Raw genomic sequence first — 26,035 nt, forward strand, 5'->3', positions numbered from 1 at the left:
AAAAAAGAGAGTCCGTATACACGGCTCTCCTGATGAATAAGAAAATTTAAATTTTTCCACTCCTGACATGTTGGTAAAAAGCCTGTCCCCCAAATACATTCACACCAAAATATCCCTCAGTAAACGTACCGTCTTCCAGGTCGATGACTGGCTCACCGTCTACGTCAACGCGAATGCGCAGGCCCTCTGCCACGATTTTAATATGATAAAACATATCTGGCAGGACGAACCTCGGAACCTTGGTAAGCACCTGCTGGTCCTCGAATCGACCGTCTTTTTTATAAAACAGACGGATGGATTTCATATTGGGGTCCACATTCAAGTAATAGCCGCTTGATCCGTCAGCATTGGCACGGAAGAGCATGGAGCCTGCACTCCCATGTTCAGATAACTTCACATCTGCCTCATACGTGAAATCTTTCGCCTGCTCACTAGCCATGTAATTCGCATCCATGATATAGCTTCCACGTATCCCATCCGTTGTCACGATCCACTGCGATGCGGTAACATCCGGTTTCCAGCCCGTCAGGTTGGTATGAAACACCCCGCCGTGCACTTTGACCAAGGTACTGCCACGCACCTTACCCTCCAAGTCGGAAGCCGTAATAACAGCTTCTCCGAGCGAACTCGGCTCCATTAATGCACTTCCGTCTCCAGACGCGGTGATCTTCACAATTCCAGGATTACTGGAAGCCCAAATCAGCAAGTTTTCTTTTACCCCAGGCTCATTCTCCACACTCGCATACAAACGCTTTGACTGCTCCCTCGCAAGCTCCACATACGTGTGATCCATGATCACTCTGGCGAACGAAGCATCTGGCAGCCTCCAGCTGTTTCGTAGCGCATATACACGAAGGGAAACGATTTTGACCTCACCCTCTTGGACGAAAAAGCTCATCCCTCTTCGCGCCGAATCGGGCAAAATAATATCCGAAAATACGACTTCTCCGTCATTCCCAAACACCTCGACCGAGGATTCATCCACGAATATTCTCATTTGGATTCGATTTCCGACGGGTGCAAGTGATGCTTCATGAAGCGTTGAAAATAGACTGGAGAAATCAGTAAGCCCTGAATCAGCACGGTTTACAAACAATTGTTGTACGTCTGTTTTATAGCCGACTGCCGTTCTTTGCTCACCGCCATCCCGCACGTAAAAACCAAAAGTCAAGGCAACTCCAACGGAAGGCAGTTCGAACTCCGCTTCAATCTCATAGGCGCCTGCGTTCAAACCTTCCAGTATATTCGGAGAAGATTCCGTGACGCTCTGGTTGTCTAGCGAAAATAAACCAGAACGCAGCGAAGTCAGCTCGGATATCGGATGCTGCACAAGACGAATACCCTCGCGGGTATTTTTTAGCGACAACTCTCTAGGAAGGGTAAACTGGCCCTTCCAGGGAGAGGTCGGAAAGCTGAACGGGTAGTCCCAATTCGTCATCCATGCCAGCATAATGCGCCGCCCATCGGGTATATTCGAGAAGGACATGGAGGCATAGAATTCTTTGCCCCAATCGGTTCTTAACACATTCCCAGGCGAAAGATCATTAAGAAATTTGCCATCAGGCGTCAGCTGACCCATAAAATATTCAGCATCCGAACCCTTAGTGTTCGTGCTGGCTCCTGTGCTAATCATGAGCACCCATTTAAAATTAATTTCATGATTATCTTCATAGTCATCTTCATCATCGACCGGAAGCCGGAATAGATCCGGGCATTCCCACACCCCGCCACGTATATAATCGCCATAGCCGAAATTATCCGTCCATATCCAATCTATTAGATTCGTGGAGGTAAAAAAACGGATATGATCGCCTCCCGACACGACCATGATCCAGCGCTGATAGGTTTCGTCCCATACCACTTTCGGATCACGAAAATCCCAGTTGCCGGGGTCGTCTTCACTTTTGCCCGGATTCTCTATCACAATGGGACGGTCTTTCGGGTATTGCCATGTACGCCCCCGGTCCGTGCTGTAGGCAAGACCGATTCTCTGGTTGCCCCTGGGCTGATCGGGATTGAAAGAAGTATAATAAGCGATCAGCCCTTTTCCGCCATAGTCGCCGAATAAGTCGGAGGCATTGGTTAGGTCTGCTACAGCCGATCCTGACCAGATATGGCCGAGATCATTCCACTCCAATGCAAACGGTAGCCTTTTCCAATCCAATAGATTGGTGCTGACCGCATGTGCCCATTGTCCTCCATCCTGATGGAACAGGTGATACTCGCCTTCGAAATAAACCAATCCGTTCGGATCGCTGGCCGAACCTCTGGCAGGGGAATAATGATATTGGGGTCGGTACTTTTCTGTATAGTAATCCGGGGCCGGGGTGAGGTAGAAATCCTGAAAATAAGCTGTCCCCCCAGCTACCTTCATGCCTGTAAAACCACTGGAATAGCTGTTATCCACAATGTCAATCGCCGCAGGAGTATAGCCATCTATAAATACGCGAATCCGCTCTCCATGTGCGTTGATTTCCAAACTGTGTTTGCCGCCCGTTGTACCCGGATACGTCTGCGCCGACCTTGTAATCACCGTTCCGTCCGCCTTCTTCAGTTGTACACGAACCTGATTGCCTTCGCCTTGCACAGAAGCAACATATCCATCCTTTCCGTTCTGGCTCCCTCTCAAAAATAATCCTGCCTCCATTCCCGGTTCAGAAGGATTCAGCGTCATACTCCCTTCCAGTACCAAGTCTGTAGCTGCGGAGCCATATATTTTCAACGCACCTTCTGCACTTGTTCCCTCAGCCCTCTGTCCCCTCAGGTCAGGCTCCCATTTTCCACGGATCAGCAGCGGCTCACTTACATTGGTATCCATATCACTAACCTGAATGTTCTGAAACAAGGCCGAGCCATTCCAAACATTCAGCCCCAAATATCCTGCTGTATACGTCGTATCGACTATATCCATGATTGGACTATAGCCCTCATCCCAGTACACCTGAAGATGAGATCCTTCCACGCTCACCCTGAGATGATAAATATCTCCTTTTTTAAAATCTACCCGACGTTCCTCTTTCAGTCTTTCAGTGTCTCCGGCAGCATCCCGCAATCGCAACAATCCGGCATCCGGCGCGATCTGGAGCATGTAGGAGGAGCGTCCATCCTCACTGGAACGGAATACAAGCGCAGCCTCTGCATGTGTGTCTATGACCATAACATCTGCTTCAAAACTAAAATCCTTTGACATTGTCCCAGACATAGCTATCACAATTTCCTGTGGCTCCGACCTCAGTAAAAGACCCTGGACGTTATCCTCCATGTGCCCCTGTCCCTTAATCTGCCAATCGGTCAGGTTCGTTCGCGTGTTTGTAAACTCCACCTTCATCCCCTACCTTCTAGTACGGATCAACACCGCGCATCCACTACAAAATAACTGGAAAATCCGCTGTTTAGATCGTCATGGAGAACATCTCATTTCAGCGTATAAAGCTTTAGGGAAAATAATGTGTCGTGAAAATCCGAACAGCCTGACCGTGTCCGGTCTACATATACTTCCTGCGTATCGAAGCATACGACGAGCGTCTCCTGTTCGTCTGATACTCGCAATTCCCCCAATCTGTAATAAACCGTCTGTACAACAAATTTGAAAAGGCTTACAATTTTCATCTTCAATTTACCAAATCGAAATGTCATTCGTCAATTATTTTTGTAAAACAATTTATTTACATTTGACTAAAAATAGTATTAATAAGTTATGCTTTTATAAGAAGAAATGATAACAGTCATAACATATAATCCAACTTTGAAAGTTACCCATTAACAATGACCGCTTCACTTACACAGCATCGATCTGTCCTCTCTGTTTCCCATGCACACTTTTTTTGTCTAGCTTATATAAGATTGAATTTAAATTCATTTGCCGATCCGATGGAGATAAATATAAGTTATCAAATAAACTTTCCAAATGTAAATATTATTTGTTCATTTGTAATGTAAACATTGCTATTTTATGCGAACTATTATACATTTAAGATACATTTAGGGTCTAAACGGAGAGCCGTAAGAGGCAACTGTACCTCTCAGGCAATCCATTTATTAGTGAAGGTGGAACCTGTCTATGAAGAAAGAAAAAGTCACCATTCAAGACATTGCTGACGCTTTGGGAATCTCCCGAAATACCGCATCCAAAGCGATTAACGGTAATGACAACATCCCGGTTGATACTCGAAACAAGGTCATAAAAAAAGCCATTGAGCTCAAATATAAGCAATTTGCCTATATGGAAACGGAGAGTATCATCCCGAAAAATCAAGGTAACATTGCCCTGTTCACATGCAATCTGCCGAACAGCTCACATTTTGGCTCCTTCCTCATCAGTGGTCTGGAGAAAAGAATAAGCGCAGAAGGATATAACCTGTCGATTCATATTGTGCGGGAAAATGAAGTACATGCAGGAACACTTCCTAACAATTTTGAAGCTTCCAAGGTCGATGGAATCATTTGTATTGAAATGTTTGATCCACAATATAGTGAACTCGTTACGGATTTGGGACTGCCCACGATCTTTATTGATTGCTCTGTGGACATTTTTTACCCTGATTTGAAAGCGGATTTATTGTTGATGGAAAATGAACATAGCGTTTATTCTGTCACCAAAAGCCTGATCCAGGGAGGATTTACGCGGATCGGTTTTGCTGGGGATTATAAGCATTGCAAAAGCTTCAACGAGCGGTGGGTTGGATATAACAGAGCTTTAATCGAAGCGGGGCTAAATGTGGATTTATCTTGCTGTATCGTCGATCAAGACCGAAATTTTTTCTCCGAATCGGATTGGATGGATAAACAATTGGAGGGCATGAACGTGCTACCGTCTGCGTTCGTGTGCGCCAATGATTTTATTGCCGTCAGTGTCATGAAAGCGCTCAAAAATAAAAATTTGAAAATTCCTGCGGATATTGCTGTGTTTGGGTTTGATAACGCTCCTGAATCCCGGATTGTGGAGCCTCATTTATCCACCGTGCATATCTACAACAACGAAATGGGCATTACGGCGGCTGAGATGCTATTGGCGCGGATCAAAGATCCCTCCAGACCTTACCAAATCACGCATATCAAAACAGAGCCGATATTTAGAGAGTCCACTCCAGCTTTACAAATAGAAGGGTAAGAGTAAAAGAGGTGTTCTGACGACGCTCCGCGAACGGAACGTTGCTCCAATCGCTGTTGTATCCGGATTTAATTTAATGGCTTAGTGGTTAAAATCCGGATACAAAGGCGACCGCTGACGCTTTTTTGCAATCGTTCCGTCCTCTCCGCTACTTTCAGCGTTTCCCCTCATTTTAGAACTTTTCTAGCTATCTACTAAGGCTTTATGAATACAAAGAAAGAACAAGCCTATCAATGAATGAAACGCTAATGTAGGGAGTTTATGTTGAACACGGAATTAACGCTGTAACACAGAAGGTTTAAAGTAAAAAACAGATTGTATAGAGGAGGTTTTCTATTGGGAGAATTAGTTATTCTATTTTTATTTGCTATTACACTACATAATCTAGAAGAAGCATTATGGTTGCCAGCGTGGTCGAATCAAGCTTCAAAATTCCAGAAGCCTGTGGAGAAAAGCGAATTTTATTTTGCAGTAATTTTTATTACTTCTTTGGCTTATCTTTCAACCTTTTTTTATTTATTCTTCCCAAATTCAACTATAGCTAAATACATTCTTATTGGTTTCCTTGGTTCAATGATTATTAATACTATTTTCCCGCATTTACTTGCAACCATTGTGTTAAAAAGATATGCACCAGGACTCTTAACTGGTATTTTATTAATTATTCCTATTAATAGTTTTATTATTTATCAATTTTTTCAAAACAATGAATTAACATTTAGAGCGTTATTTTTATCAACACTTATTGTAGGAGGAATGTTGTTAAGTTTAATTCCTGGTTTATTTAAAGTAGGAAAATATGTTACTAAACAGTTTTATTAGAAACTGTAAAATCAGTTTATTAAGTTTTTTATTATAATAATAGATACTTTTAATAAATTAGGGAACTCCTTTTCGTTAGGAGTTCCCTAATTTATTAAAACATCAACATTTAAATTTAACAGAGCCAAACATTTAATAACTATTAATGCTGGGAAAGTCTTAGGCTATTCTTTTATAAATCCTTTGTTGATTCCGCCGACTCTACCTTTAATTCTTCTGCATCTATTTCTTTACCATCTATTCCTTTTTCATCTTTCTCCGATGCCTCTACCTCATCCGCTTTGTCGTTGCTCTCTTCCTCAATCGCTGCTTTTGGCGTGTAGAGCTTGGGAATCGGCACGTTCGCCCAATTCATATCGGATGCAAAGTAAAAGCTTGTATAGGATGGCTGGTTATAGGCCGAATTCTGGCGGGCCACGTCCGCCCGATACTGCGGATCATGCATCAACGTGTATAATTTATGTGTTGTAGGTTCGGTGCTCACATAGATACGGATCGCCGAGCTATCCGCTGTACGGACAAGCATTTCCTCGCGCCAATCTCCGAAAACGTCCGCAACCAGCGATGGCGTTCCTTTCGTATAATTGTTCGTTTTAGTTCCAGTTGCGGTCAACAGTGTGCCCCGTCTCCAGTCCTCAATGGTTGGAGTCACGTCAATCGCTCCGTTTACGATTTGGGTGGTCATATCGGCGGCCCATTTGATATTCATATTGGTGCCCGGCATCTTCGTATCGAGCTGTTTACCCGCAGCGGTCCACAAGCCCATGGCCCAGGTTTCCAGCCCTCGCTGTTCAGGGTCTATATCACCGATCATTCCCCGGCCTGTATCTTTACCGGAATATCCTCCGTAAATGACTTTGCCCGTTTTGGCATCCCTTAGAGCATAACCATAAGGAGCATAGGTACCGCCCTCATACACCATAAAGATTTCCTTACCTGGTCGATCCGGGTCAATGTCCGTCACATGCAGCGCATCGCCATGTCCCAGTCTAGCTGTTTGGCCCGGAATCGCGCTTTCAGGAGGCATGACATCAAACGAGCTGTACAGCAAGCTGCCATCGTGGTCGATCGTGGCGGCGCCGTACACGATTTCGTCCTTTCCGTCATCGTCCACATCCGAGACGCCAAACGAATGCGCTCCCTGTGTGGTCAAAGTACCGAATTGCGAGTCCGTTCCGTCACGCCCGTGCGGGCTGTCGTTAAATGGATTGGTCATCGGCGCCCAGCCGCTGTCCACCATCCAATGCTTTTGGAGATGGTGTCCATCCCATGTGTAGGTGACCAAGGTAGAACGTGTATAATAGCCGCGTGCAAATACAGCATAAGGCTTGCGGCCGTCCAGATAAGCCACTCCTGCGAGGAAACGATCGACGCGATTGGCGGGTTCAATCCGGGCCATGGCGTAATCCCCCCACATGAGGCCATCGTCATGACGCTCCGGCTCATAGCGGACGGTATCCAGCTCAGCCCCCGTTTTTCCTTTGAAAATAGTCAAATACTCCGGTCCATCCACAATGAAGCCTTCAAACTCTCTCAGCTTGTTTTTGTCGCTCCGTGCAGGCGCATATACATCCATAAAGTAGTCTGTCAGGCTTTCTGCATCCTTTCGGGATAACGGATAATTATACTTCGGAGCGATGCCAAAGCATTCCTCTAGCGTAGCAGGCCATTGTCCCTTGGCCACTTCTTCATGCTTCGTCCAGTTCATAAACATGTTCACCACATGCTCATAATAATCCGAGCGGCTTAAACGATAATCGTCCTTGTGCGTAATCCCTGCTTTACGATCCTCACGAGGCAGGGTAATATATTTTTCTTTTTTCGGCTTGCCCTTCTTATCAAAAGAAATCGTTTTGGTACCCGGAGCCGTTTTGAACATCAGCTCGGCTTTCCCATCGCCGTCAAAATCGTACACCATCATCTGTGTATAATGCGCACCTGATCGAATATTCACACCCAGGTCGATCCGATATAATAGCTTACCCTCGACCGTATATGCATCAACATACGTATTTCCGGTATACCCCTTCTGAGATACATCTTTGGAGTTGGATGGGTCCCATTTCACAAAAAATTCATATTGCCCGTCTCCGTCCACATCCCCCACACTCATATCGTTGGCCGAATAGGTATAGGATTCACCTGCTGGCGTTACTCCATCGGCAGGCTTTTGGAGAGGAAGTTCATAGTAACCCTGCTGCCATGGCTTCACTTTGACGCTGCGATCCTTTTCCCGCCCATTAACGACCGAAGCCACCCTGTACACTGCATTTCCGGTGCCTTCCTTATCCACATAGTTGGTGCTGTCGGTTACCGTCGCGATCTTCTTGCCGTCACGGTATACGTTAAAGTCCGCTCCCGTCAGCCCTGTTGAGCCGTAGCCATTCACTTCCTGGGCCAGCAATCGCCAGCTTAAAAATACACCCTCCTGCGTCACCGTAGCTATCAGTCCCCGATCCAGCTTTTCCAGTTGGATGCTGCCACTACGGTTCTGTTCAGCAGCGATTGTTGATTCCGCCTGTAGCGTCGTCGGTTCGGACAAGTCTTCCGCAGCCGCTGCTCCAGTCGTACCCGTCATCGCCAGCATCGCTGCCAACGCGGCGGTCAAGCTTCCCTTTCGCCATGCGCCTTTCCTTTGAGCCATCCAAGTCGTCCTCCTCAATTGTGTTGTGATGACAGCAAGTACGCCAAGATGATTGCGCTTACAAAATTCAAATTCTTTATTATTATAGTTTTGCAGTTCTCCCGAACGCGTTTAAATATCCGATGATTTCTCTTCACAAATCCGTGTTGTTGCCCATTTCAATTGAAATAAGCCCCACCAAGCAGCTTTCTTGAAGCTGAATATTGGTGTCCGGCATCTTTTCAGCCCCTGCTGTTCAGGGTCTACGTCGCCAATCAGGATCAATGTTCGTCATATATTGTGCATTCTCGTGTCCCAATGGCTGTCGCCGGAAATCACGCTATACAGCAAATAGCCGTCATGGTCGATGGTTGCAGCCCTGTTAGGCCATAACCGTTCGCTTCGTAAGCCAATAATTGCCAGGCTTAAAAATACTCTCTCTTGTGTAGCCGCAGCTACCAGTCCCCGATCCATCTTTTCCAGCTGTGAATGTTTACTCCCAAGGCCATGTGAGAATATGTGAAAACCATGAGATATGATAAATATGTATAAGCTGTGCTCAAAGGAACCCAACAAATTTTCTAAAAAATGATGTCACAAAAAGGCCAGTTACGATTGTTATATAGACATAAATACAAGGAGGTGAGCTCTTGCAGGCAACCATCCCCGGGGATACACAGGACAAATACAGCCAGATTGAGCTGGCCGTAGAGCGCGTCAAGGCAGGTGAACAGCAGGCTTATGAAATCATTATTCGGCAATTTGAGCGTCAGCTGTACACCTACTGCTTTTATATTTTGAGGAATCATGAAGCAACAGAGGACGCTGTTCAGGACATTTTCATCAGAGCCTATGAGAATCTTCATCAATACAGCAGACAGACCAGCTTCTCGGCGTGGCTATACAAGATGGCCTATCATCACTTAATGAACATCAAAAGGAAACACAGCCGCTGGCTCAAACTGGTTCAGCAGGTCAAGGAACAAGAGTCAATCGCTCAGGTATCCCCTCATAAAAGTGTTATTGAAGAACTGCTGACTTATCTTACACCAGAAGAGCGTCATATTCTGCTACTGAAAGCTGTTGAGCAATACAGCTTTGAGGAGATTAGCAACATTATGGGTTTAAAGTCAGCAACCATCCGCAAAAAATATGAGCGGCTTCGGCGCAAGCTGCTGGACCATAGAAGCAAAGGAGGACTTGTTAATGGACAAACACCCAACACCACCTTATGAGCGCGAAATGGACCAGTTGGAAAATTGGATTAATGAATCAGTCATGCCCAGAGGCAGTATGAGTGATCAGATTATGAAGAAGATTGGAGAAAGAGCCATGCCAAGAAAGACGCCAAAATCAAAGTTCGCAAAACGGGCTGTCGTGGCGGCATCCGTAGTCGGCGTATTAGGGGCAGGAGTGGTAGGCGCCGGATTTATATCACCGACCATGGCGGCCACACTGAAGCATATTCCCGGAATTGGCAGTATTTTTTATGGATTGAGTGTGGATGAAATTCAGACTGCTGTAGATAAGGGCATTCTCAGTCATCCTAATGAAAGTGTGACTCATGACGGGATTACACTGACATTGAGTGATGTTCTGTATGACGGCACGCGCCTGTCCTTCTCTATTGAGCGTAAGGGCGAGAATATGCCGGAAACCTCTATGAGTCCTTATCTACCTATGGATGCCAAAACTGAAAATAGCGATGAGGAATGGGTAAAGAAGCATAAAGTGCCTGAGAAGGATCAGCTTAAGGGGTACTTTCAATCTCATCCGGAAGTACTGATTAATGGCAAGAAGGTAGACTCTCACCAATACTTATACGGTGATGATCCAGAGAAAAAGAATTCAATCGTAGGGGAGTTCATGCAGTTGGGCTCCCTGCCGGACGAGTTTGAGTTGACGGTTAGAACTTCGATGACAGGTGTTGATGAACCCTATGAATTCAAGGTTCCGGTGAAAATAGACAACACGATGATTGTTGTCCAGCCGAATGAGACAAAGACCAGCGGCAGCTTCAGCTATACCGTGAAGGAATTGAAATCCACCTCAACTACGACTCGTCTAATGCTGGACAGTAAAGGTGAAGTACCTGCTTCCCAGGAGCAGACGGGAGAGTATGCGCCAACGATGATGTATTACGATATTGTGGATGATCAGGGCAACATTCTTGAGCAGCGCAGATTCGGATATTTCCATAGCAAGCCTAAGACAGAATACCATGTGGATGAGCTGTATGATGCTCTTAAGCCGAACACGAAATACGTAACGATTAAGCCGTTCACCTTGACCGTCAAGCCGGCTGATTGGAGCATTGTTGGTGAAGGCAAGGGAGCTGACGGCAAGCATAAAAGAGGAGATAAAACATACATCAAGGAACTCGAAATGAAGATTCCCCTGAATAACTAGTCACAAATTTATTCAATACATGAATTTCAAATTACAAGCTTCTATGAAAGGAGAGTATGTCTGATGCAACAGACAAACTTAAAATTTACATTTCTAAAACGGGTATTGCTTACAACATCGGCTTTCGCGATATTGGGATCAGGAGCAGCAATACCAAAATTCATATCCCCCATTGCAGCAGCCGCTAGTGACGCGAAATCCGCGCAAGCCGCTTCTTCCAATCTGAGCCTAACGCAGGACGGGGTTACACTGAAGCTTGGCGATGTGTTCTATGATGGCAAACGCTTGTCCTTCTCCATCGAACGTGGAGGCAAAAATTTACCTGAGGGAGTCATGAGCCTGTACCTCCCAGTAGATGCCAAGGCCAGTAAAAGCCTCAAGAAGTATATGGTTCCTGAGAAAGATCAAAAGAAGGGCTATATCAAGAGGCCTGAAATTCTGATTGATGGGAAGGCATTTAAAGGCTTTGGCTCGTTCGGAGACAAAGTATCTCAAAAGAACGCCGTAGAAGCTGAATACAATCAGTTGGATGCACTTCCAGACGAGTTTGAAATGACTATCCAGGTAGGGGTTACCGGAATCAGCAAGCCTTTTGAGTTTAAAGTCCCTGTTAAAAAGGACGGTAATATGGTGAGTATCAAGCCGAATAAAACCCAAAAGAGCGGGAAATTCAGTTACACAGTCAAACAACTCGATATTACCTCCCGTACAACCCGGCTGGTGCTGGATAGCGAAGGTCAAGTGCCTGCATCTTCCAAGCAGACAGGAAAATACGCTCCATCCATGATGTATTATGACATCGTAGATGATCAGGGGAAAACGCTTCAGCAACGGAAAGTCGGCTTCTATAATAGCAAGCCTAGAACGAAGTATCATATTGATGAGCTGTACAGTGCTATAGGCAGCAAACCCCAATATGTGACGATCAAACCGTATACATTTACAGTCGATCCCTCTAATTGGAGTATTGTCGGTCAAGGCAAGGGAGCCGACGGGAAATATAAAAACGGAGATAAAACATACATTAAGGAACTCGAAATGACCATTCCCGTGCCAGACCAATAACATCGATGCAAGAAGCGAGCAAGCCTGAAAGAGAATCCAGGCTTGCTCGTTTTGTTTACTTTACGTTAAGCCATTCCTTCCCCTGCTTACTTTACTGGTTCTACTGGTTATACTAGTGCCGAAGTGGCTTCCATTATCCGCTCACATTGCACCTGCACCAGTAAGGGAGCATCGGTAAAAAAGCTGGAAAGCGACCGAGCGCTCTACACAGGAGCTTGTCAAGCTTGTACAACATCGTCAAAGATAAGTTTAGGTTATCCTTAATTTGTATACCCCAATTAGTGAGGGACAAATGAACTGAAATCGTCCCGACTCGACTGGTCTGCATGATAAAACACGACATCTCCGTCCTGTAAATGAAAGACGTGTCCGTACGGGTCTTTTATCTCTCTGCGATATCCCTCTAGTTGCCATTGGTTCAGTAGTGGGCCATTAATATATTGCAAATGTGGATGCTCGGTGTCCCCCTGACGGAGCGACTCCAAATTAAAGCGAACCACGATAAAGCCTGTCTTCTTGAAAAAATCTGTATGCTCGTTTAGCTCCCGTTTACGGCTTTCATTACGTAAATCCGTCCCTTTGGTGACGGCGTACACATCGGCAGGCAGACTATATTCGCCATACCAGCGCTGAATCGACGCATTAGCGCGATCCACGCTGACCCCATCCGGGAGGTCTGTCTTCGGACCAATCAAGGTACGCACAGCCGCAGGCAGCACCAGCCAGTCGTAGCGTCCGATCCAGGTCTTGCTGCGTGCAATACGCTGGGCGTACACCGCCACATAACGTTCCAGCGTCGACTGATTCCTCTGCGTTTCGCTCAGCTCATGTTGATAGTGGTAGGCTGCTGTGTCCTGCATTTCCTCCATCGGCACATTGCGTAGCCGTTCATTCAAAATAACATATCGCTTCTCCCGATCCTCCGCCGATCCCAAACGGATAAATTTTCGGCTGCCGGAATGTGTATACAGATCCACCTCTTCCCGCTGTCTCCCATCTTTGCTCACCCAATAGAACGATGGCGTGATACGAATACCATCCTGGGCGCTAAACATATTACCTTTGGTTTTGAGGTCAAACTTGAAATGATAGCCTGTCTTGACCGCCACATTTGCATAACCTTCATAGGGGTGACTGCCGGGGCGAACGGGCAAGGTGAATGGCTCCTGGTTCCCTCTAGGCAACCCGTCAATATTGCCAAGCCCCGTCCAATAGGACAGGCCGCTATGCGTCGAGCTTCCTTTTCGCTGCCGAAACACCCGCTCCCAATGGTAATCTGTAATATCCGTGATATGAAAATCATACATCCTTCCGATGACCTCAATATTTACCACATCATTGGCAACATGATGGGCGATATCCGTGTTGGCATGGCGCTGTTCGATGAAACCATCCGGTGCATTTTCAGCAATGGTACGGAACTCAACTGTATAGTTGCCTTCATCCACCCATACCGGCAAATAAAAGTCTGTATCCAACTGCAGCACCGGAATGTCAATCCAAGTACCTCGCTGATAAAATTGTGTCTTCCCTTTGTCGTACACATCGAACGGAAATCGCACCTGTTTGGTTCGTACGTATTTGGCATACTCCCGATCACCATATCCGGGAATATTCAAATGCGGACCTGCTGTCGAAATCGTCACCCGGAAAGGACGCTCCAAAATAAGCGCCGACCGTCCCTTCGTAGGTTGGGTTTTCTGGTTATGAGCAGCATCGTCCGACACACTAGAAAGATTCACTACGGGAGTGTGGACAGTCACCGTATTGATTCCCTGTATCGGGAACGTTTTATCAGCACCTCCATTGATATTTCCTTTGAGAATAGCGTAAGTGATGTCACCGTTGCTGGGCGTATTGGACTTATTCATCTTATGCTTATCAATCACATGATCCGGACTGTACAACACATCCGGCCCAATCGCTCCCGAAGAGGGAATAACACCCGGCCTAGGGCCATTCACCTTGACGCGCTCCGGATTCATAATGATTTTGTTTTCAAAGGTCAGGGTGTCGTTCTCCACTTCGATTTCCTTAACAGCCCCCTCTGCCTTGGATTTCAGTACACTGCGGTCATCAGGCACACTCGGCTTGCTGCTGCCACCGTTTTTGCTACGGCTACCGCCATCCACTGTCCCTGGTGCAGGTGGCGGATAAAAGTTGCCCGTGGTCGCTGCAATATAGGAAGGGGGTGTATAGGATTGCGGACGTATAGTGATTGCTTCATTGGGTAACGCATAATTTCGGAGCGTAGCCTCCTTGATGCCGTACACCTCCAAATTGTCTATCGTCCAATAAGAGTACGGACGAACAATTTGGTAAGTATAGGTTCGCTTCACAGTTTCACTCCGCCGAGATTTTTTCTTAGGCCGCCAGGTCAACCGATATTCCCGTTTTACATTCACCGTATATGTACACTGGCCAGACATGTTCACAAACTTATGTTGAAAAAGGTATCTCTTGGATTGCACATGACCATACAGGCTCTCAGAAGTAGGAATACCTTTGGATACGTCAAATCGTTCCTGACCACGCTGGTCTGCTTTGATAACGGCAGATACTGACGGGTCCAGTTCGGTAGTTTCCAAGCGCAGGCCAGGAACGGGGCGGGAGCAGACAACACCTTTGGTCGGCTGTTCCTCGCCTTGGCAATCTGCGGGTGCTCCCTCTTGGCTTTCTCCAGGCTTAGGACAGCCCTGACCTTCTTTGTAATACAAATAAGCGGTAAACTGCTCAAAAGAACCGTCATAGGTAAACCCGGGTACAATTCCCGGCAAAATATCTCCGCTCGGCGGTTTACCTGTCGTACTTTTCTTGTAACCCACATACTCATATTTTGGGTTGGTTGGCGGGGTAAAATCATACGGTTGATCAGGTTTTAGTTCATCTTCTATTGGTGTAAATACGTTGTTAAGAGATTTTCCATCAGTGGTAAAATGCTTGACGATTAGACCGCTCTCCAGTTCGATCTTAAATAGAATGGGCTGGTAGATGCGGTATGCTTCAACATTAGCAGCACAATTCGGACAGGATTCATCCTTGATATTTTTAGGCCTAAAGGCATTCAATTTCATGTTTACAGTTATCGGAATAATTGTAGTGTCCGTGCCGATCCCTTTCTTTTGAAAAGGACGAATATTTCCATCGGTTGTTCCGAGACTTATAGAATCACTGTATTCTGCGTAGCTATCTTGTCGCGATTCACTAAAATATTTGGATGGATCTGATGCCGTATATAGTCGAGCCTCGACGTTTTTAATCTTCCTTCCTGGAAATTGAAACTTGTATGTGAAAGTGGCCTCCCCATCCATACCTTTGTTGGGTTGTTTATGATCGGTAACCCATATATTACTGCTATTTTTCCACATGTCAAAGTACATCATACCAACAAAGTAGCGATCATTCTTATCTGCAAAATAGGAAAGCGGCGTAACTTCCGTATCTGCTGCTACTTTGTCAATGGGAAAATAAAAAGGCGGGAGCTGCAATAGCAACAGAACCCCCGCCAGCAATACGACCATAATACGTTTGGCCTTCTTCATCAGCCTAGTTTCCTTTCCACGGATTGACCATCAACGGAATAAAGTCATCTGCTGCCAAGCGAAATCCGATATATTCAATATCTCGCAACTTCAAGGATTTATAGTTCTTAATCCCGTTAAAAAGCTCATCTCCTGATGAATAAATAGGGTAATATAACATTCTCGTACCATCGCCGTTGTCCGTAGTCAGTTCTTCAACAGCATAACGATAGCGTGTGTCATTATTCCTTGAGATATAGAAAAGATTCCCTGCGGTAGATTTAGTTTTAGCTCTAATTCTTAAGTAAGGCGTACCTTTTGCGTTGGTATAAGGTTCAATACTGTAAACGTCACGTACTAGCTTTAGAGGCAGGTCAGAAACTTTGAAAATCATCACTTTGTCATATACTTTTCCTTGCGCATCTTTTAAAAGATATGGGTTAGACGTGAATGCCTTCTTATACGGCTCAATACTCACCGCCTGATGCCCCGTATCCTCCAACGCAGCAATTTCCTTCTTCCCAATCCAGACCCAGCGGCTGACCTTATCCCACTCTACCGTTTGCCCCAATCCTTCACTTACAAGACGAAGTGGCACAAAAGTACGGTTCTGCTTCAAAATAATCTTCGTTTCGTATGTTTTGGTCTGTCCATCCACGGTAGCTGTGTTCTGTCCAACCGTCATATTGACCGCATGTGTATCATTTTTGATCGACACAGCCAACTGACCGTCTGTTTTCTCCCAGCCTACCTTAGCCCCCAGCGCTTCGGATACAAATCGGATCGGAACCATCACATAATCGTTACCATCCTGAAAAGGTTTAGCGTCCGGAAATTGTATTTTTTTCGCGTTTAACAAGACTTCAATTGGTTTGGAGTTGCTTGCCGCCTCCGTCGTTGGAATTCTACTTGTTGCACCCCATAGCAACGTGACTGCGGTCAAACTCAACATCCATTTTTTCATACTCATCTCTCTATCCCCTTTGTCTGCTTAAACTTTAAATTATGTATATCATCTCTAATCTCATAAACTTATCGCATCCCCACTTTCGGAAAATACTGGATACAACTTATATATTATAGGGTTTCCCTATTACAAAATCTATAAGAAAAACTTCTAATACAAAGCAATCCAAACAAATAGACTCTATTGAGCAATCCCTCTCCTAAATTATAGAACTAACTCTTAAAAAAGTTATATTTCTGGAAATCTCAACAAAAAAGGGCTGCCTCTCCCCTATGAAGGAAGAAACAGCCCGTGTGCTTCACGCGCAACAAAACTATGAATATATCAGCTCATACCACCATATGCATTATTCCAGCATCATCCAATATTTCTTACATCATAAATCATACCGGACTAAAAATCAAACGTTACTTTTTTCTGACGAAACATTCCAAAGATCATTCATGTATACCTGAACTTCCAGCTTGATAGAGTTGCTCATACACGTCCTTGTTGACCATCCTCAGCCCAAACAGTCTGCGGATACGCTGTCCCGGCTTGGCCTTGAAGGTCACTGTCGCTCTATCCTTACCTTCGAGATATGCAGCCGGAATAGCGGCATTTATGTTGTAAAACTTGTCGGCCTCATCAAAACCTTCACTAAAATGCTCAAGCGGATGACCGTTAATCAAAATATCAAAACCGCAGTTTGGCATTTCCAGCGTAGCCGTGTAGGTGATCACCAGTAGCATCGGAACATCCGGGTCCGTATTCAAATCCAAAGAGAACCAGCCGTCAATTCCCGCATTCCGGTAAGGTCGGTTATTCACATATCCGGTGCGAGTCGAAGCATCTCCCTGGAAGTTATGATCCCGCTCCGGCTGCATTTCTCCAGGTTGGGCAAAGTCAATCGTGCACTGCTCCAGAATGGCCAGCTTTTCGCGTGCCGCTGTGTATTCCTTTTCCGCCTCCTGCCACGCTTCCTTCGTAAAAATGTCCCAGTATACCGAATAAGTACGGTCATGCATTTTATAAAGAGGAGATAATTCCACATCCCGGGGATGTCCTGCATTCAAGGTGTGGAACGTATTCGTCTTACCCTCCACGGGCTGTATCCAGGCATCCAGCTCTTCCGTTTGGGGGATGAATACTGGTGTGTACAGGAAATCCTTGGCTTTAGGATCTTCTAAGGGCCCCAGGTCGCCTGCCAGCACCAGCGGTCCATACATGACAGCCGCCCGACCCGGGTTATCCGGCATCTGCTCCAGTCTCAGCGACATCGGAATCTTCACCTCTACGACATCACCATCAATCCACGTTCTGGCGATAGAGACAAAGCTGCCCGGCTCGGATACGACCGACTGTTCGTTGCCATTTACACGGATGGTGATCCCTTTTTCAGCCCAATATGGATAGCGAATGAGCAGCATAAATGGGGCAGGTTGATCACATTGAATTTCGAGCGTCGTATGATCCGTATCTGGATAGGATGTGGTTTGTTTTAGCGTAACGCCTGTGTCCTTCCATTCCAGCGTGGAAGCGATGAACTGATTGACATATAGCTTATCGTGATCGTGAAAATAAATACCGCTGCCGTAGCTCGCATGGTTTTCCATCCCTGTACCAACACAGCACGTAAAATCATCAAATTTGCTTTCAAAATGCTTGTGCCCGCCCATCGCCAGCGATAGAAAATACGTTACGCCCCCGTGAACAGGGTCCTGCGAGGCCAAAATATGATTGAATAGACCTCGCTCATAAAAGTCCGCTTCCTTGGCGGAAACATTCCATTGAAACAGATGATTAGTCAGCTTAAGCATGTTATAGGTGTTGCATGTCTCCGTCGTATGCGGCCCGATGCGATCATTTAAACCATCCGGCGCTCCAAAATATTCTCCAAAGCTATTACCGCCAATGACATACGAATGATGATCCACCACCCGCTCCCAAAAAAATTCCACCGTTGCCCGGCGTTTCGTATCATTAGTCAGCTCATATTCCTTGGCAAGCCCGATCAGCTTCGGAATCTGCGTATTGGCGTGAATGCCCTGTAAGCAATCCTCCTGCGAGCTAAGCGGGTCCAGCACCAGCTTGTGCCAGAAGCACTCAGCCAGCCGCAAGTAGCGCTCTTCCCCGGTATCCGCATACAAGTCCGCCAATACCTCATTCATGCCTCCATATTCGCAGAACATCATCTGCTGCATCTGCTCATCGCTCATCGGCTTCAAAATTCCTTCGAGCCAGTCAGCCAGCTTGCGCTCTACACCTAATGCCTTGTCACAGCCTGTCAAATGGTACGCATCACGCAGACCAGCGAATAATTTGTGCAGTGTATACAAGGGAGCCCAGGCACCGTTCAGGTCAAACCCCTTCGAACGAATATTTCCGGCAGACACCTCTTCAAAAAGTTCCTTTCCCCCCGGGATACCAGATACATATCCATCACCATGCGCCTCTTGGCAAACGTCCAGTTCATCCGTAATGTAGTGTGCGATTTCTTTAAAGCGATCATCGCCCGTAGAAGCATACATCATGGAGCAAGCGGACAAATAATGTCCCAGTGTATGACCAGAAATAGTCATGGCTTCCCAGCCTTCATATTGAGGTGCTTTGGGCGTGAGTCCGGCATATTCCCGAAAACGCGCCAGCAGGCGGTCAGGTTGAAGCTCCAACAGATAAGATCGGTTCAGCTCCATCGCCTGTTTGAAGGGACCTTCAGCCAAGACCACCTCGTTCAGTGCGAACGGTCTTGCTTTCATATGGGCTTTTGCTTTAAGAGTCATATTCCGTTCCTCCTTTAAGGCGAATTTGGGATGAAAAAAGCGCATTTCTAGTACAGCGAACCGTTACACGCCGCTGCCAGTTATTTGCCCCCACTGCTGGTACAGCTGTGTTCTCGCCTCTGTAATGCCGGGATGAAACTGAATCAGCGCATTCTTCCGTGTAAAATGGACCTCACGGATCGCCTCCTGTACCCGCTGCTCCCCGCCTGCTCCGCCGAGTCCAGCGGCATGGAGTATTGATGCGGCGGCTAATCGCCCTTGAGCCACCGCGACCAGCCCGCTTTCGATGCCGGTAATATTTCCGGCAACGTACAGCCCTTTGAGCGAGGTTTCCATTCGCTCACCATGCAGTGGAACATGCCCGCCCAGCTCAGGGCTGTACACGAATTTGCACCCGGCTACCGCCGCCAGCTCGGCGAGCGGATACAAGCCGCCGCTTAGCGCTACAAAGTCGGCGGGTTCGACGCGCTCGCTGCCGGGAATAGGTGAGCCGTCCGGTTTAACGTGGACCAGGGTCACGGATTCGACCCGGTCCTGCCCGTTGACGGACAGCACTGCCGTCCGCAAACGGATCGGGATATCCCACAGACGGAAGCCTCTGTGGGGATAGCAGCGCGCGATGAGTTTCTCCATCCGCATCGCCGCTGCCAGCCTGCCGCCTGCACGCATCCAGGCGGCAGGGGCCAGCCCCGACAGCTGAAGCAGCAGCTTCGCGGAGGCTGTCGGATCTGCTGCCGCGCCAGCCAGCGGATTAGCGCACGGTAGTGTAATCGCCGCCACCTTCACCCCGGCGACGGACAGCTCGCGGGCAATCGCCATGGACAATACGTTCATGCCTACAATGATGCCGCGCTCTCCCGGCTTGACGTAATGAACGTTGGTCATCACCTGGGCGGCCCCGATAGACATCACGCCCGGCAACGTCCAGCCGTCCAGTGGGACGGGGATTTCGGCGGCTCCAGTCGCCAGCAGTACGTAATCCGCAGTGAACAATCCACAGGAGGTGGAAATTTCCCACGTTGTCGTATATTCCATACCATGTACGGAAACGCCGCAGCGAATGTCCACCCCAAGCTCCCCGCAACGGGTAATTAGCTCATCCGAAACGTGTTTTCCAACCCACCAGCCTTTACCGCCTTCTTCATGATATTGCCCGGGCATACGTCCACCCGGTTCCGTAAACTCATCCAATACCGTGACTGGCAATCCTTGCTCAGCAGCCGATGCCGCTGCGGACAACCCGGCGGGACCTGCGCCAATGACGATGAGATGCGCCATTTTATTCATGTCACAATTCTCCCTGTGATTTCATTCGAAAGCTGCCGTCCAGTTTCCACCACCATACCTTCCTCCAGCTTGGTCAGGCAGGAACGGACGGTGCCGAGCGGGTGGACCGTCAGGCGGCATTCATTACAATGCCCAATGGCGCAATATACGCCCCTGGCCGTGCCGGATTCCTCATGTCTTCTCAGCATACGGACCCCGCTGGCCAGCAGCGCTGCCGCCAACGGTTCTCCAGCCAATCCCTGCATGGGACGACCGTCAAAAATGAAAGATACCTGCCGTCGCTCCGGCTTCGGTCCCAAAATAGGATGATTCACAATACGCGCGCGGCTCATAGGGAACCTCCCTCTGCCAGCTGACCGAACGTTACGGGACGTACCGGGGGTCTTTGCGATAACAGCTCCGCCTCCCGGCGGGCAGCAGGATACTGATTGTAAAACCACGATTCCACCAATTGTCGGCATACCCTGCCCTGACATGCTCCCATTGTCACTCGCGTAGCCATTTTAAGCTGGCGCACCGTGCCCACTCCCATGCGGCAGGCCTGTTCCATCTGTGCGATACTCACTTCTTCACAGCGACATACGAGCAAATGACCTGACGCGCCAACCGTCTCACTTCGTCCCGTCGCCCGCTTACTCATAGCTGATCGCGCAGGTTTTAATCGCGGAATAAAAATCCAGCGCCGCCTGGCCCTGTTCCCGGGTATGTGAGCTGGATTGCTTGAGACCGCCAAACGGAGCCTGGTATTCAACACCGGCCGTCTCCTGATTAACCCGTACCATTCCGGCGTTCGCTTCATCCAGAAAACGATGAGCGAGCTGCAAATTGCGGGTGAACAGCGAGGCGCTTAACCCGTAAATAGAATCATTGCACAGTCGAATCGCATCCTCGAAGTCGTCCGCCTGCACGACACCAATCACGGGTCCAAAAATCTCCTCCTGAATCAACGGATGGGACGAATCCAGTCCAGTTGCCACCAGTGGACGCACATAATACCCGTTATCTGTCCCGGTGGCGGCTCCGCCTTCGGCCAAAATGTCAGCTTCCCGGCGGGCCATCGAAACATAGGACATGACCTTCTCGTACTGACCTATGGATGCCACAGGTCCAAGATACGCACCGGGGTCGAGCGCAGGGGCGATCTGTATTTTTTCCACCGCTTGGCGTAAGGCTTCCGTGAACGTCTCATAAACAGACCGCTCGACGATCACCCGGCTGGTGGCCGTACATTTTTGCCCGGCTGACCGAAAGGCACCGCTGGCAATCATCGCTACCGCCTGCGCCACATCCGCGTCCTTCAGCACAACGGCGGCATTTTTACCGCCCATTTCGGTCTGGTACTTGATGTTACGGCGCGCGCATCGCTCCGCAATGCCCAAACCTGTGGCGGTAGAACCCGTGAAGCTGACCGCATCCAGTACCGGATGCTCCAGTAAGGCATCGCCAATACGGCTACCCTGCCCAATGACGAGGTTCAGTACCCCGGGCGGAAGCTGTACCGCCTCGAATAGCTCGGCGACCCGTACTGCGGTTAATGAAGCATGTTCGGCAGGCTTCCAGATGACCGTGTTTCCGCACAGGAGTGCAGGCGCGATTTTCCACAGCGGAATGGCTACCGGAAAATTCCATGGCGTAATAACAGCCGTTACACCCAGCGGAATGCGCTTCGTATATTGCAGCACTCCCGGCTCATTCGAAGGAATGACTGTACCGATGGAACGTACGCCCTCTGCCGCATAGTATCGGAGCAGATGGACACCGCGCATGACCTCTCCGCGCATCTCGGTAATCGGCTTTCCCATCTCACGGCTAGCCAGCTCAGCCAATTCAGGTAAAGTTGCCTCCAGTAACCCGGCTGCTTTGAACAAATAAGCTCCCCGTGCTGCGGGACTTAACGCGACCCATCCCGCCTGAGCCAGCCGTGCCGCATCCCCGGCCTGTGTAATATCGCCCGTATCTGAAAAATGGACGACTCCCACCTCCTCCTTCAAGGCCGAAGGATTGCGAACGACCATTTCTTCGCCGGAAGGGCTCAGCCACTCACCGCCGATCCAATTTCGGCTCTCCATCGTCTTCACCTCCATTTAGAATGAAACCCCGCTCGGACGAACCGCCACCTCAAAGGCTTCGCGAATGCCGTCATAATCCGCCTGCGGCAGCGCAAGTCTGGGCGGACGTGTCGAACCGACCGGAAATCCAGCCAGCTCCATCATATATTTAATGGACTGTACCAACTGCGGGCTGGCATCGTAGTGAAATAACGGTAACAGTCTGCGGTATAAAGCGGAAGCTTCCGCCATATTGCCCGCCTGTGCTAGCCGGAACAGCTCTACCCCTTCCTTGGGCAGCGCATTCGGTACCCCCGAAATCCAGCCTGTCGCGCCGAACAACGCTCCCTCCATAGCCAGATTATCCACCCCAACCATGACCTCCAGCTCTGTCTGGTCCAAAATAGCGTGAATACGTCGTACATCACCGGAAAATTCCTTGACTGCTACGATATTTTCAATTTGCGACAAGTCCGCAAGAATATCCGGAGTCAGATCAACCTTGTAATCATGGGGGTTGTTATACGCAATGATCGGCAAGCCCACCTCCGATAACGCTTCATAATGTGCCGTTACCTCGTGGGGAAGTGGGTTGTAATTAATGGGCGGCAGTGCCATGACACCCGCTGCCCCGGCATCCTTCGCATGCTGAACCCAATGCACCGCTTGCTTGGTGGATGGAGCCGCCGAGCCGACAACGACCGGAACACGCCCCGCGGCAGCATCAATTACTGTATGCACAACCTGCGACCGCTCTTCTGGAGACAGAGCCGCATATTCTCCCAGCGATCCCGTAGGAACCAGTCCGCTAATACCGTTTGCAATCAGATGCTCGCACAGCTCGGTCAGACGCTTGTGGTCGACCTCCAGCTCTGTCGTGAACGGTGTAACCAAGGCCACATATACACCTTCAAAACGTGCCATATGCTCACCAACCCTTTCCTAAACCCTTTTTTATACCATCTCCAACGGCAACAACTACATCAGAAGAATTTTGCTTCATTCGATTCCCAACGCTCAAAAATGAAATATTATAGACGAACTAAACCGTTTCTCTCTATATATTGCTGATGGAAAGCCACGCTTGGGAATGATGTAAAAAGCTCACATCAGCAAAAAACCTTCTTTAAGCGGGTCCTCGGGGTCCAGCACAAATTGATGATGTCCCGTCACCCAAGCCGAACCTGTAATTTGTGGAATGACTGCCGGATAAGGACCTATCTGCGTCTCGCCCACGATTTCAGCCCGGAACATGGAGCCTGTGATGCTTTCATGCACAAACGCCTCATGCAAGCCCAGCTTTCCCTTGGCGTGCAGCACCGCTACCTTGGCCGAGGTTCCTGTACCACAAGGGGAACGGTCGATACCTCCCGGTGGAATGACGACGACATTGCGGCAATCGGCCTGTGAAGCCACAGGCTCCCCGTAAAATTCAATATGCGTCAATCCTTGAATAACCGGATTTTCAGGATGTACTACCTCAACAACAGCATTCACTGCCTCCCGAATCTGCACCGCTGTTCGTACAATCTTTGCCCCATTGCTCTGCTCTAGTGCAAGACCGATGGAAGCCGCCTCTACAATGCCGTAGAAGTTACCTCCATACGCAATATCTAGCCTGACTTGACCGATGTCCTCTACATCCACCTCCACCTCACGGCGATACACAAAGGAAGGGATGTTCGTGAACGTTACTTGTCGCACCTTGCCAGCATCCACATCCAGCCGCACTTGAACCGGGCCTGCCGGAGTGTCCAGCAATATAGATTTTTTATCCGCAGCAATCAGTCCGCCTTCCATTAGCGCCGTGCATACTCCAATCGTATCGTGACCGCACATCGGTAAATAGCCACCGGTCTCTATAAAGACCACACCGATATCAGCATCTGGGTGACACGGTTCTGTTAAAATACAGCCCGACATCACCTCATGCCCTCGCGGCTCGAACATCAGCAGACGGCGAAAATCATCATGATGCGCTGCCATATAAGTCATTTTTTCCAGCATCGTATGACCTACCAGCTTAGGCGCGCCGTGAATGACCGTCCGCGTCGGATTTCCTCCCGTATGGGTATCAATTGTAGTAATTCTGCCCGGTACACTCATCCGGTTACCTCCCCATGAACCTCGTGGCTGGTAAAAGCCTCTCCAAATCGGTCATATCGCAGCGGCTCCACCGGAATGCAAGTGGGTTCGCCTCGTACCATTTCGGTCACCAGCTTTCCCGTAACCGCCGCAAGGCTAATGCCATCCCCTTCATGCCCAGAAGCGATAAACAGTCCCGGTACTTCATCCACGGCTGATACAATCGGCAAATGATCAGGTGTCCATGGACGCAGGCCGGTATATGCCCTCATCAGCGGCACGTTTGCCAGAACTGGAAAAAAGCGAATCGCCCTGCGGGCAATTAATCTGATCACCTGCTGGTCGACCCCCATATCCATACCGACAAACTGACGGCTGCTGCCGATCAGAATGTTTTGTGATGCGGTTGGCTCGAATACCAGCGCTACACCGTATTTTTCATAAACGTCTTCCACACTCCGCTGTCCACCGAACTTGCTCATCAGGTACCCGAACTCCATCACCTTTCGGTTCCCAATAGAGGGCATTCGGGCAGACACCAATATATGTCCTTTGCGCGGCATGATCGGAAGGTTCAAACCGAGTGAATGACCGATGCTGCGTGTCCACACACCTGCCGCCAATACCACTGCCCCTGCATGAATCACACCGCCCAGCGTCTCCACCCCGCGGACGTTTCCCCCTTCGTCCTTGAGGACAGACTGTATCGGCGTGCGTGGCAATAGCCTCGCTCCCATCCGACGCGCAGCCCCGGCCAGTGCATACGTCATTAACACCGGATTCACGGTGGAATCTGTCGCACACTCCAGCCCGCCCGGCAAATCTTTTGCCAAATGCGGCCATTCCTCTCGCAAATCCTGCTGATCCAGCATGCGAAACGGAAGTCCTTCCTGCTGCTGCCGGGTTACCCACTGCTCTGCCGCCTGCATCTCCTGATCATTTTCACAGACCAAAATGCTGCCCGGCGCACGGTACTCAAATTCATCCTCCAGTTCTCTAGCCAGCTCTGCCACCAGCTCCTGCGATAACAGCGACATTCGACTGTCGAATCCCGGCTCCTTGTCGATGGCTAAAATATTTCCATCACAACGGGACGAAGTGCCTCCAGCAATCTCCCCCCGCTCAGCCAGCACCACCTTTAAACCCGACTTTGCCGCATAATAAGCGATGGCTGCACCGATGATCCCGCCGCCTACAATGACCAGATCCACCGCATCGTGTTTCATTCGTTTCCCCTCCTTTCGACCGTTTCAACCTGAATGCAAAAACAATCAGGTCGCTCTGCCCCAAATGTCTACTATGGTAAGTTCAGTCAAAGTAAGTTCAGTCAAAAAAT

At 48.5% G+C, this 26,035-nt stretch carries 18 protein-coding genes; 5 read left to right on the forward strand and 13 right to left on the reverse strand.

Translation table 11 applies throughout. The features are described from left to right. Window positions 1-46: 46 nt before the first annotated feature. Window positions 47-3,328: a glycoside hydrolase family 32 protein gene (locus AC6EJC_RS05625; protein WP_444953114.1), complete on the reverse strand. Its 3,282-nt coding sequence runs from the start codon at window positions 3,326-3,328 to the stop codon at window positions 47-49. A 732-nt stretch (window positions 3,329-4,060) separates the two neighbouring features. Here AC6EJC_RS05625 and AC6EJC_RS05630 point away from each other — a divergent pair. After that, window positions 4,061-5,110 carry a substrate-binding domain-containing protein gene (locus AC6EJC_RS05630; RefSeq protein ID WP_444953115.1) on the forward strand — a complete coding sequence of 350 codons (1,050 nt, stop codon included), beginning with the start codon at window positions 4,061-4,063 and terminating at the stop codon, window positions 5,108-5,110. A 336-nt stretch (window positions 5,111-5,446) separates the two neighbouring features. Continuing rightward, window positions 5,447-5,932, forward strand: a complete 486-nt coding sequence (locus AC6EJC_RS05635) for an HXXEE domain-containing protein (protein ID WP_444953116.1) — start codon at window positions 5,447-5,449, stop codon at window positions 5,930-5,932. 172 nt (window positions 5,933-6,104) lie between these two features. Here AC6EJC_RS05635 and AC6EJC_RS05640 read toward each other — a convergent pair whose 3' ends face one another. After that, window positions 6,105-8,576: a rhamnogalacturonan lyase gene (locus AC6EJC_RS05640; protein WP_444953117.1), complete on the reverse strand. Its 2,472-nt coding sequence runs from the start codon at window positions 8,574-8,576 to the stop codon at window positions 6,105-6,107. 270 nt (window positions 8,577-8,846) lie between these two features. Then, entirely contained in the window at window positions 8,847-9,029 is a 183-nt protein-coding gene (locus AC6EJC_RS05645) for a hypothetical protein (protein WP_444953118.1), read from the reverse strand. A 176-nt stretch (window positions 9,030-9,205) separates the two neighbouring features. Between AC6EJC_RS05645 and AC6EJC_RS05650 the strand changes: the two genes are divergently transcribed. The 3 genes from AC6EJC_RS05650 (at window position 9,206) to AC6EJC_RS05660 (ending at window position 12,029) form a co-directional block, all read left to right on the forward strand. Continuing rightward, entirely contained in the window at window positions 9,206-9,790 is a 585-nt protein-coding gene (locus AC6EJC_RS05650; protein WP_444953119.1) for an RNA polymerase sigma factor, read from the forward strand. Then, window positions 9,762-10,964 carry a DUF4179 domain-containing protein gene (locus tag AC6EJC_RS05655; RefSeq protein WP_444953120.1) on the forward strand — a complete coding sequence of 401 codons (1,203 nt, stop codon included), beginning with the start codon at window positions 9,762-9,764 and terminating at the stop codon, window positions 10,962-10,964. The genes AC6EJC_RS05650 and AC6EJC_RS05655 overlap by 29 nt, the downstream gene beginning before the upstream one ends. A gap of 63 nt (window positions 10,965-11,027) precedes the next feature. After that, the gene (locus AC6EJC_RS05660; RefSeq protein WP_444953121.1) at window positions 11,028-12,029 is read left to right on the forward strand and encodes a DUF5643 domain-containing protein; all 1,002 of its coding nucleotides are present in this window, start codon (window positions 11,028-11,030) and stop codon (window positions 12,027-12,029) included. A gap of 278 nt (window positions 12,030-12,307) precedes the next feature. Here AC6EJC_RS05660 and AC6EJC_RS05665 read toward each other — a convergent pair whose 3' ends face one another. From AC6EJC_RS05665 to AC6EJC_RS05710, 10 genes are all read right to left on the reverse strand, one after another. Further along, on the reverse strand, window positions 12,308-15,571 hold the full coding sequence (locus AC6EJC_RS05665) for a DUF5704 domain-containing protein (protein WP_444953122.1): 3,264 nt from the start codon (window positions 15,569-15,571) through the stop codon (window positions 12,308-12,310). A 4-nt stretch (window positions 15,572-15,575) separates the two neighbouring features. Next, the gene (locus tag AC6EJC_RS05670; RefSeq protein WP_444953123.1) at window positions 15,576-16,520 is read right to left on the reverse strand and encodes a copper amine oxidase N-terminal domain-containing protein; all 945 of its coding nucleotides are present in this window, start codon (window positions 16,518-16,520) and stop codon (window positions 15,576-15,578) included. A 434-nt stretch (window positions 16,521-16,954) separates the two neighbouring features. Continuing rightward, window positions 16,955-19,279 carry a glycoside hydrolase family 127 protein gene (locus AC6EJC_RS05675; protein WP_444953124.1) on the reverse strand — a complete coding sequence of 775 codons (2,325 nt, stop codon included), beginning with the start codon at window positions 19,277-19,279 and terminating at the stop codon, window positions 16,955-16,957. A gap of 63 nt (window positions 19,280-19,342) precedes the next feature. Continuing rightward, complete coding sequence (locus AC6EJC_RS05680; protein ID WP_444953125.1) at window positions 19,343-20,566, reverse strand: NAD(P)/FAD-dependent oxidoreductase; 1,224 nt, start codon at window positions 20,564-20,566, stop codon at window positions 19,343-19,345. After that, window positions 20,563-20,898 (reverse strand): (2Fe-2S)-binding protein, encoded by a 336-nt coding sequence (locus AC6EJC_RS05685; protein ID WP_444953126.1) that lies wholly within the window; start codon window positions 20,896-20,898, stop codon window positions 20,563-20,565. The genes AC6EJC_RS05680 and AC6EJC_RS05685 overlap by 4 nt, the downstream gene beginning before the upstream one ends. After that, complete coding sequence (locus tag AC6EJC_RS05690; RefSeq protein WP_444953127.1) at window positions 20,895-21,206, reverse strand: (2Fe-2S)-binding protein; 312 nt, start codon at window positions 21,204-21,206, stop codon at window positions 20,895-20,897. Before AC6EJC_RS05690 ends, AC6EJC_RS05685 begins: the two co-directional genes overlap by 4 nt. Beyond that, complete coding sequence (locus AC6EJC_RS05695; RefSeq protein ID WP_444953128.1) at window positions 21,199-22,635, reverse strand: aldehyde dehydrogenase family protein; 1,437 nt, start codon at window positions 22,633-22,635, stop codon at window positions 21,199-21,201. The genes AC6EJC_RS05690 and AC6EJC_RS05695 overlap by 8 nt, the downstream gene beginning before the upstream one ends. A 15-nt stretch (window positions 22,636-22,650) precedes the next feature. After that, window positions 22,651-23,538: a dihydrodipicolinate synthase family protein gene (locus AC6EJC_RS05700; RefSeq protein ID WP_444953129.1), complete on the reverse strand. Its 888-nt coding sequence runs from the start codon at window positions 23,536-23,538 to the stop codon at window positions 22,651-22,653. Window positions 23,539-23,718: 180 nt separating this feature from the next. Continuing rightward, window positions 23,719-24,720, reverse strand: coding sequence for a proline racemase family protein (locus AC6EJC_RS05705; protein ID WP_444953130.1), 1,002 nt, complete (start codon window positions 24,718-24,720; stop codon window positions 23,719-23,721). Beyond that, the gene (locus tag AC6EJC_RS05710; RefSeq protein WP_444953131.1) at window positions 24,717-25,925 is read right to left on the reverse strand and encodes an NAD(P)/FAD-dependent oxidoreductase; all 1,209 of its coding nucleotides are present in this window, start codon (window positions 25,923-25,925) and stop codon (window positions 24,717-24,719) included. Before AC6EJC_RS05710 ends, AC6EJC_RS05705 begins: the two co-directional genes overlap by 4 nt. Window positions 25,926-26,035 lie beyond the last annotated feature (110 nt).

It is taken from the genome of Paenibacillus sp. TY11, from assembly GCF_059772165.1.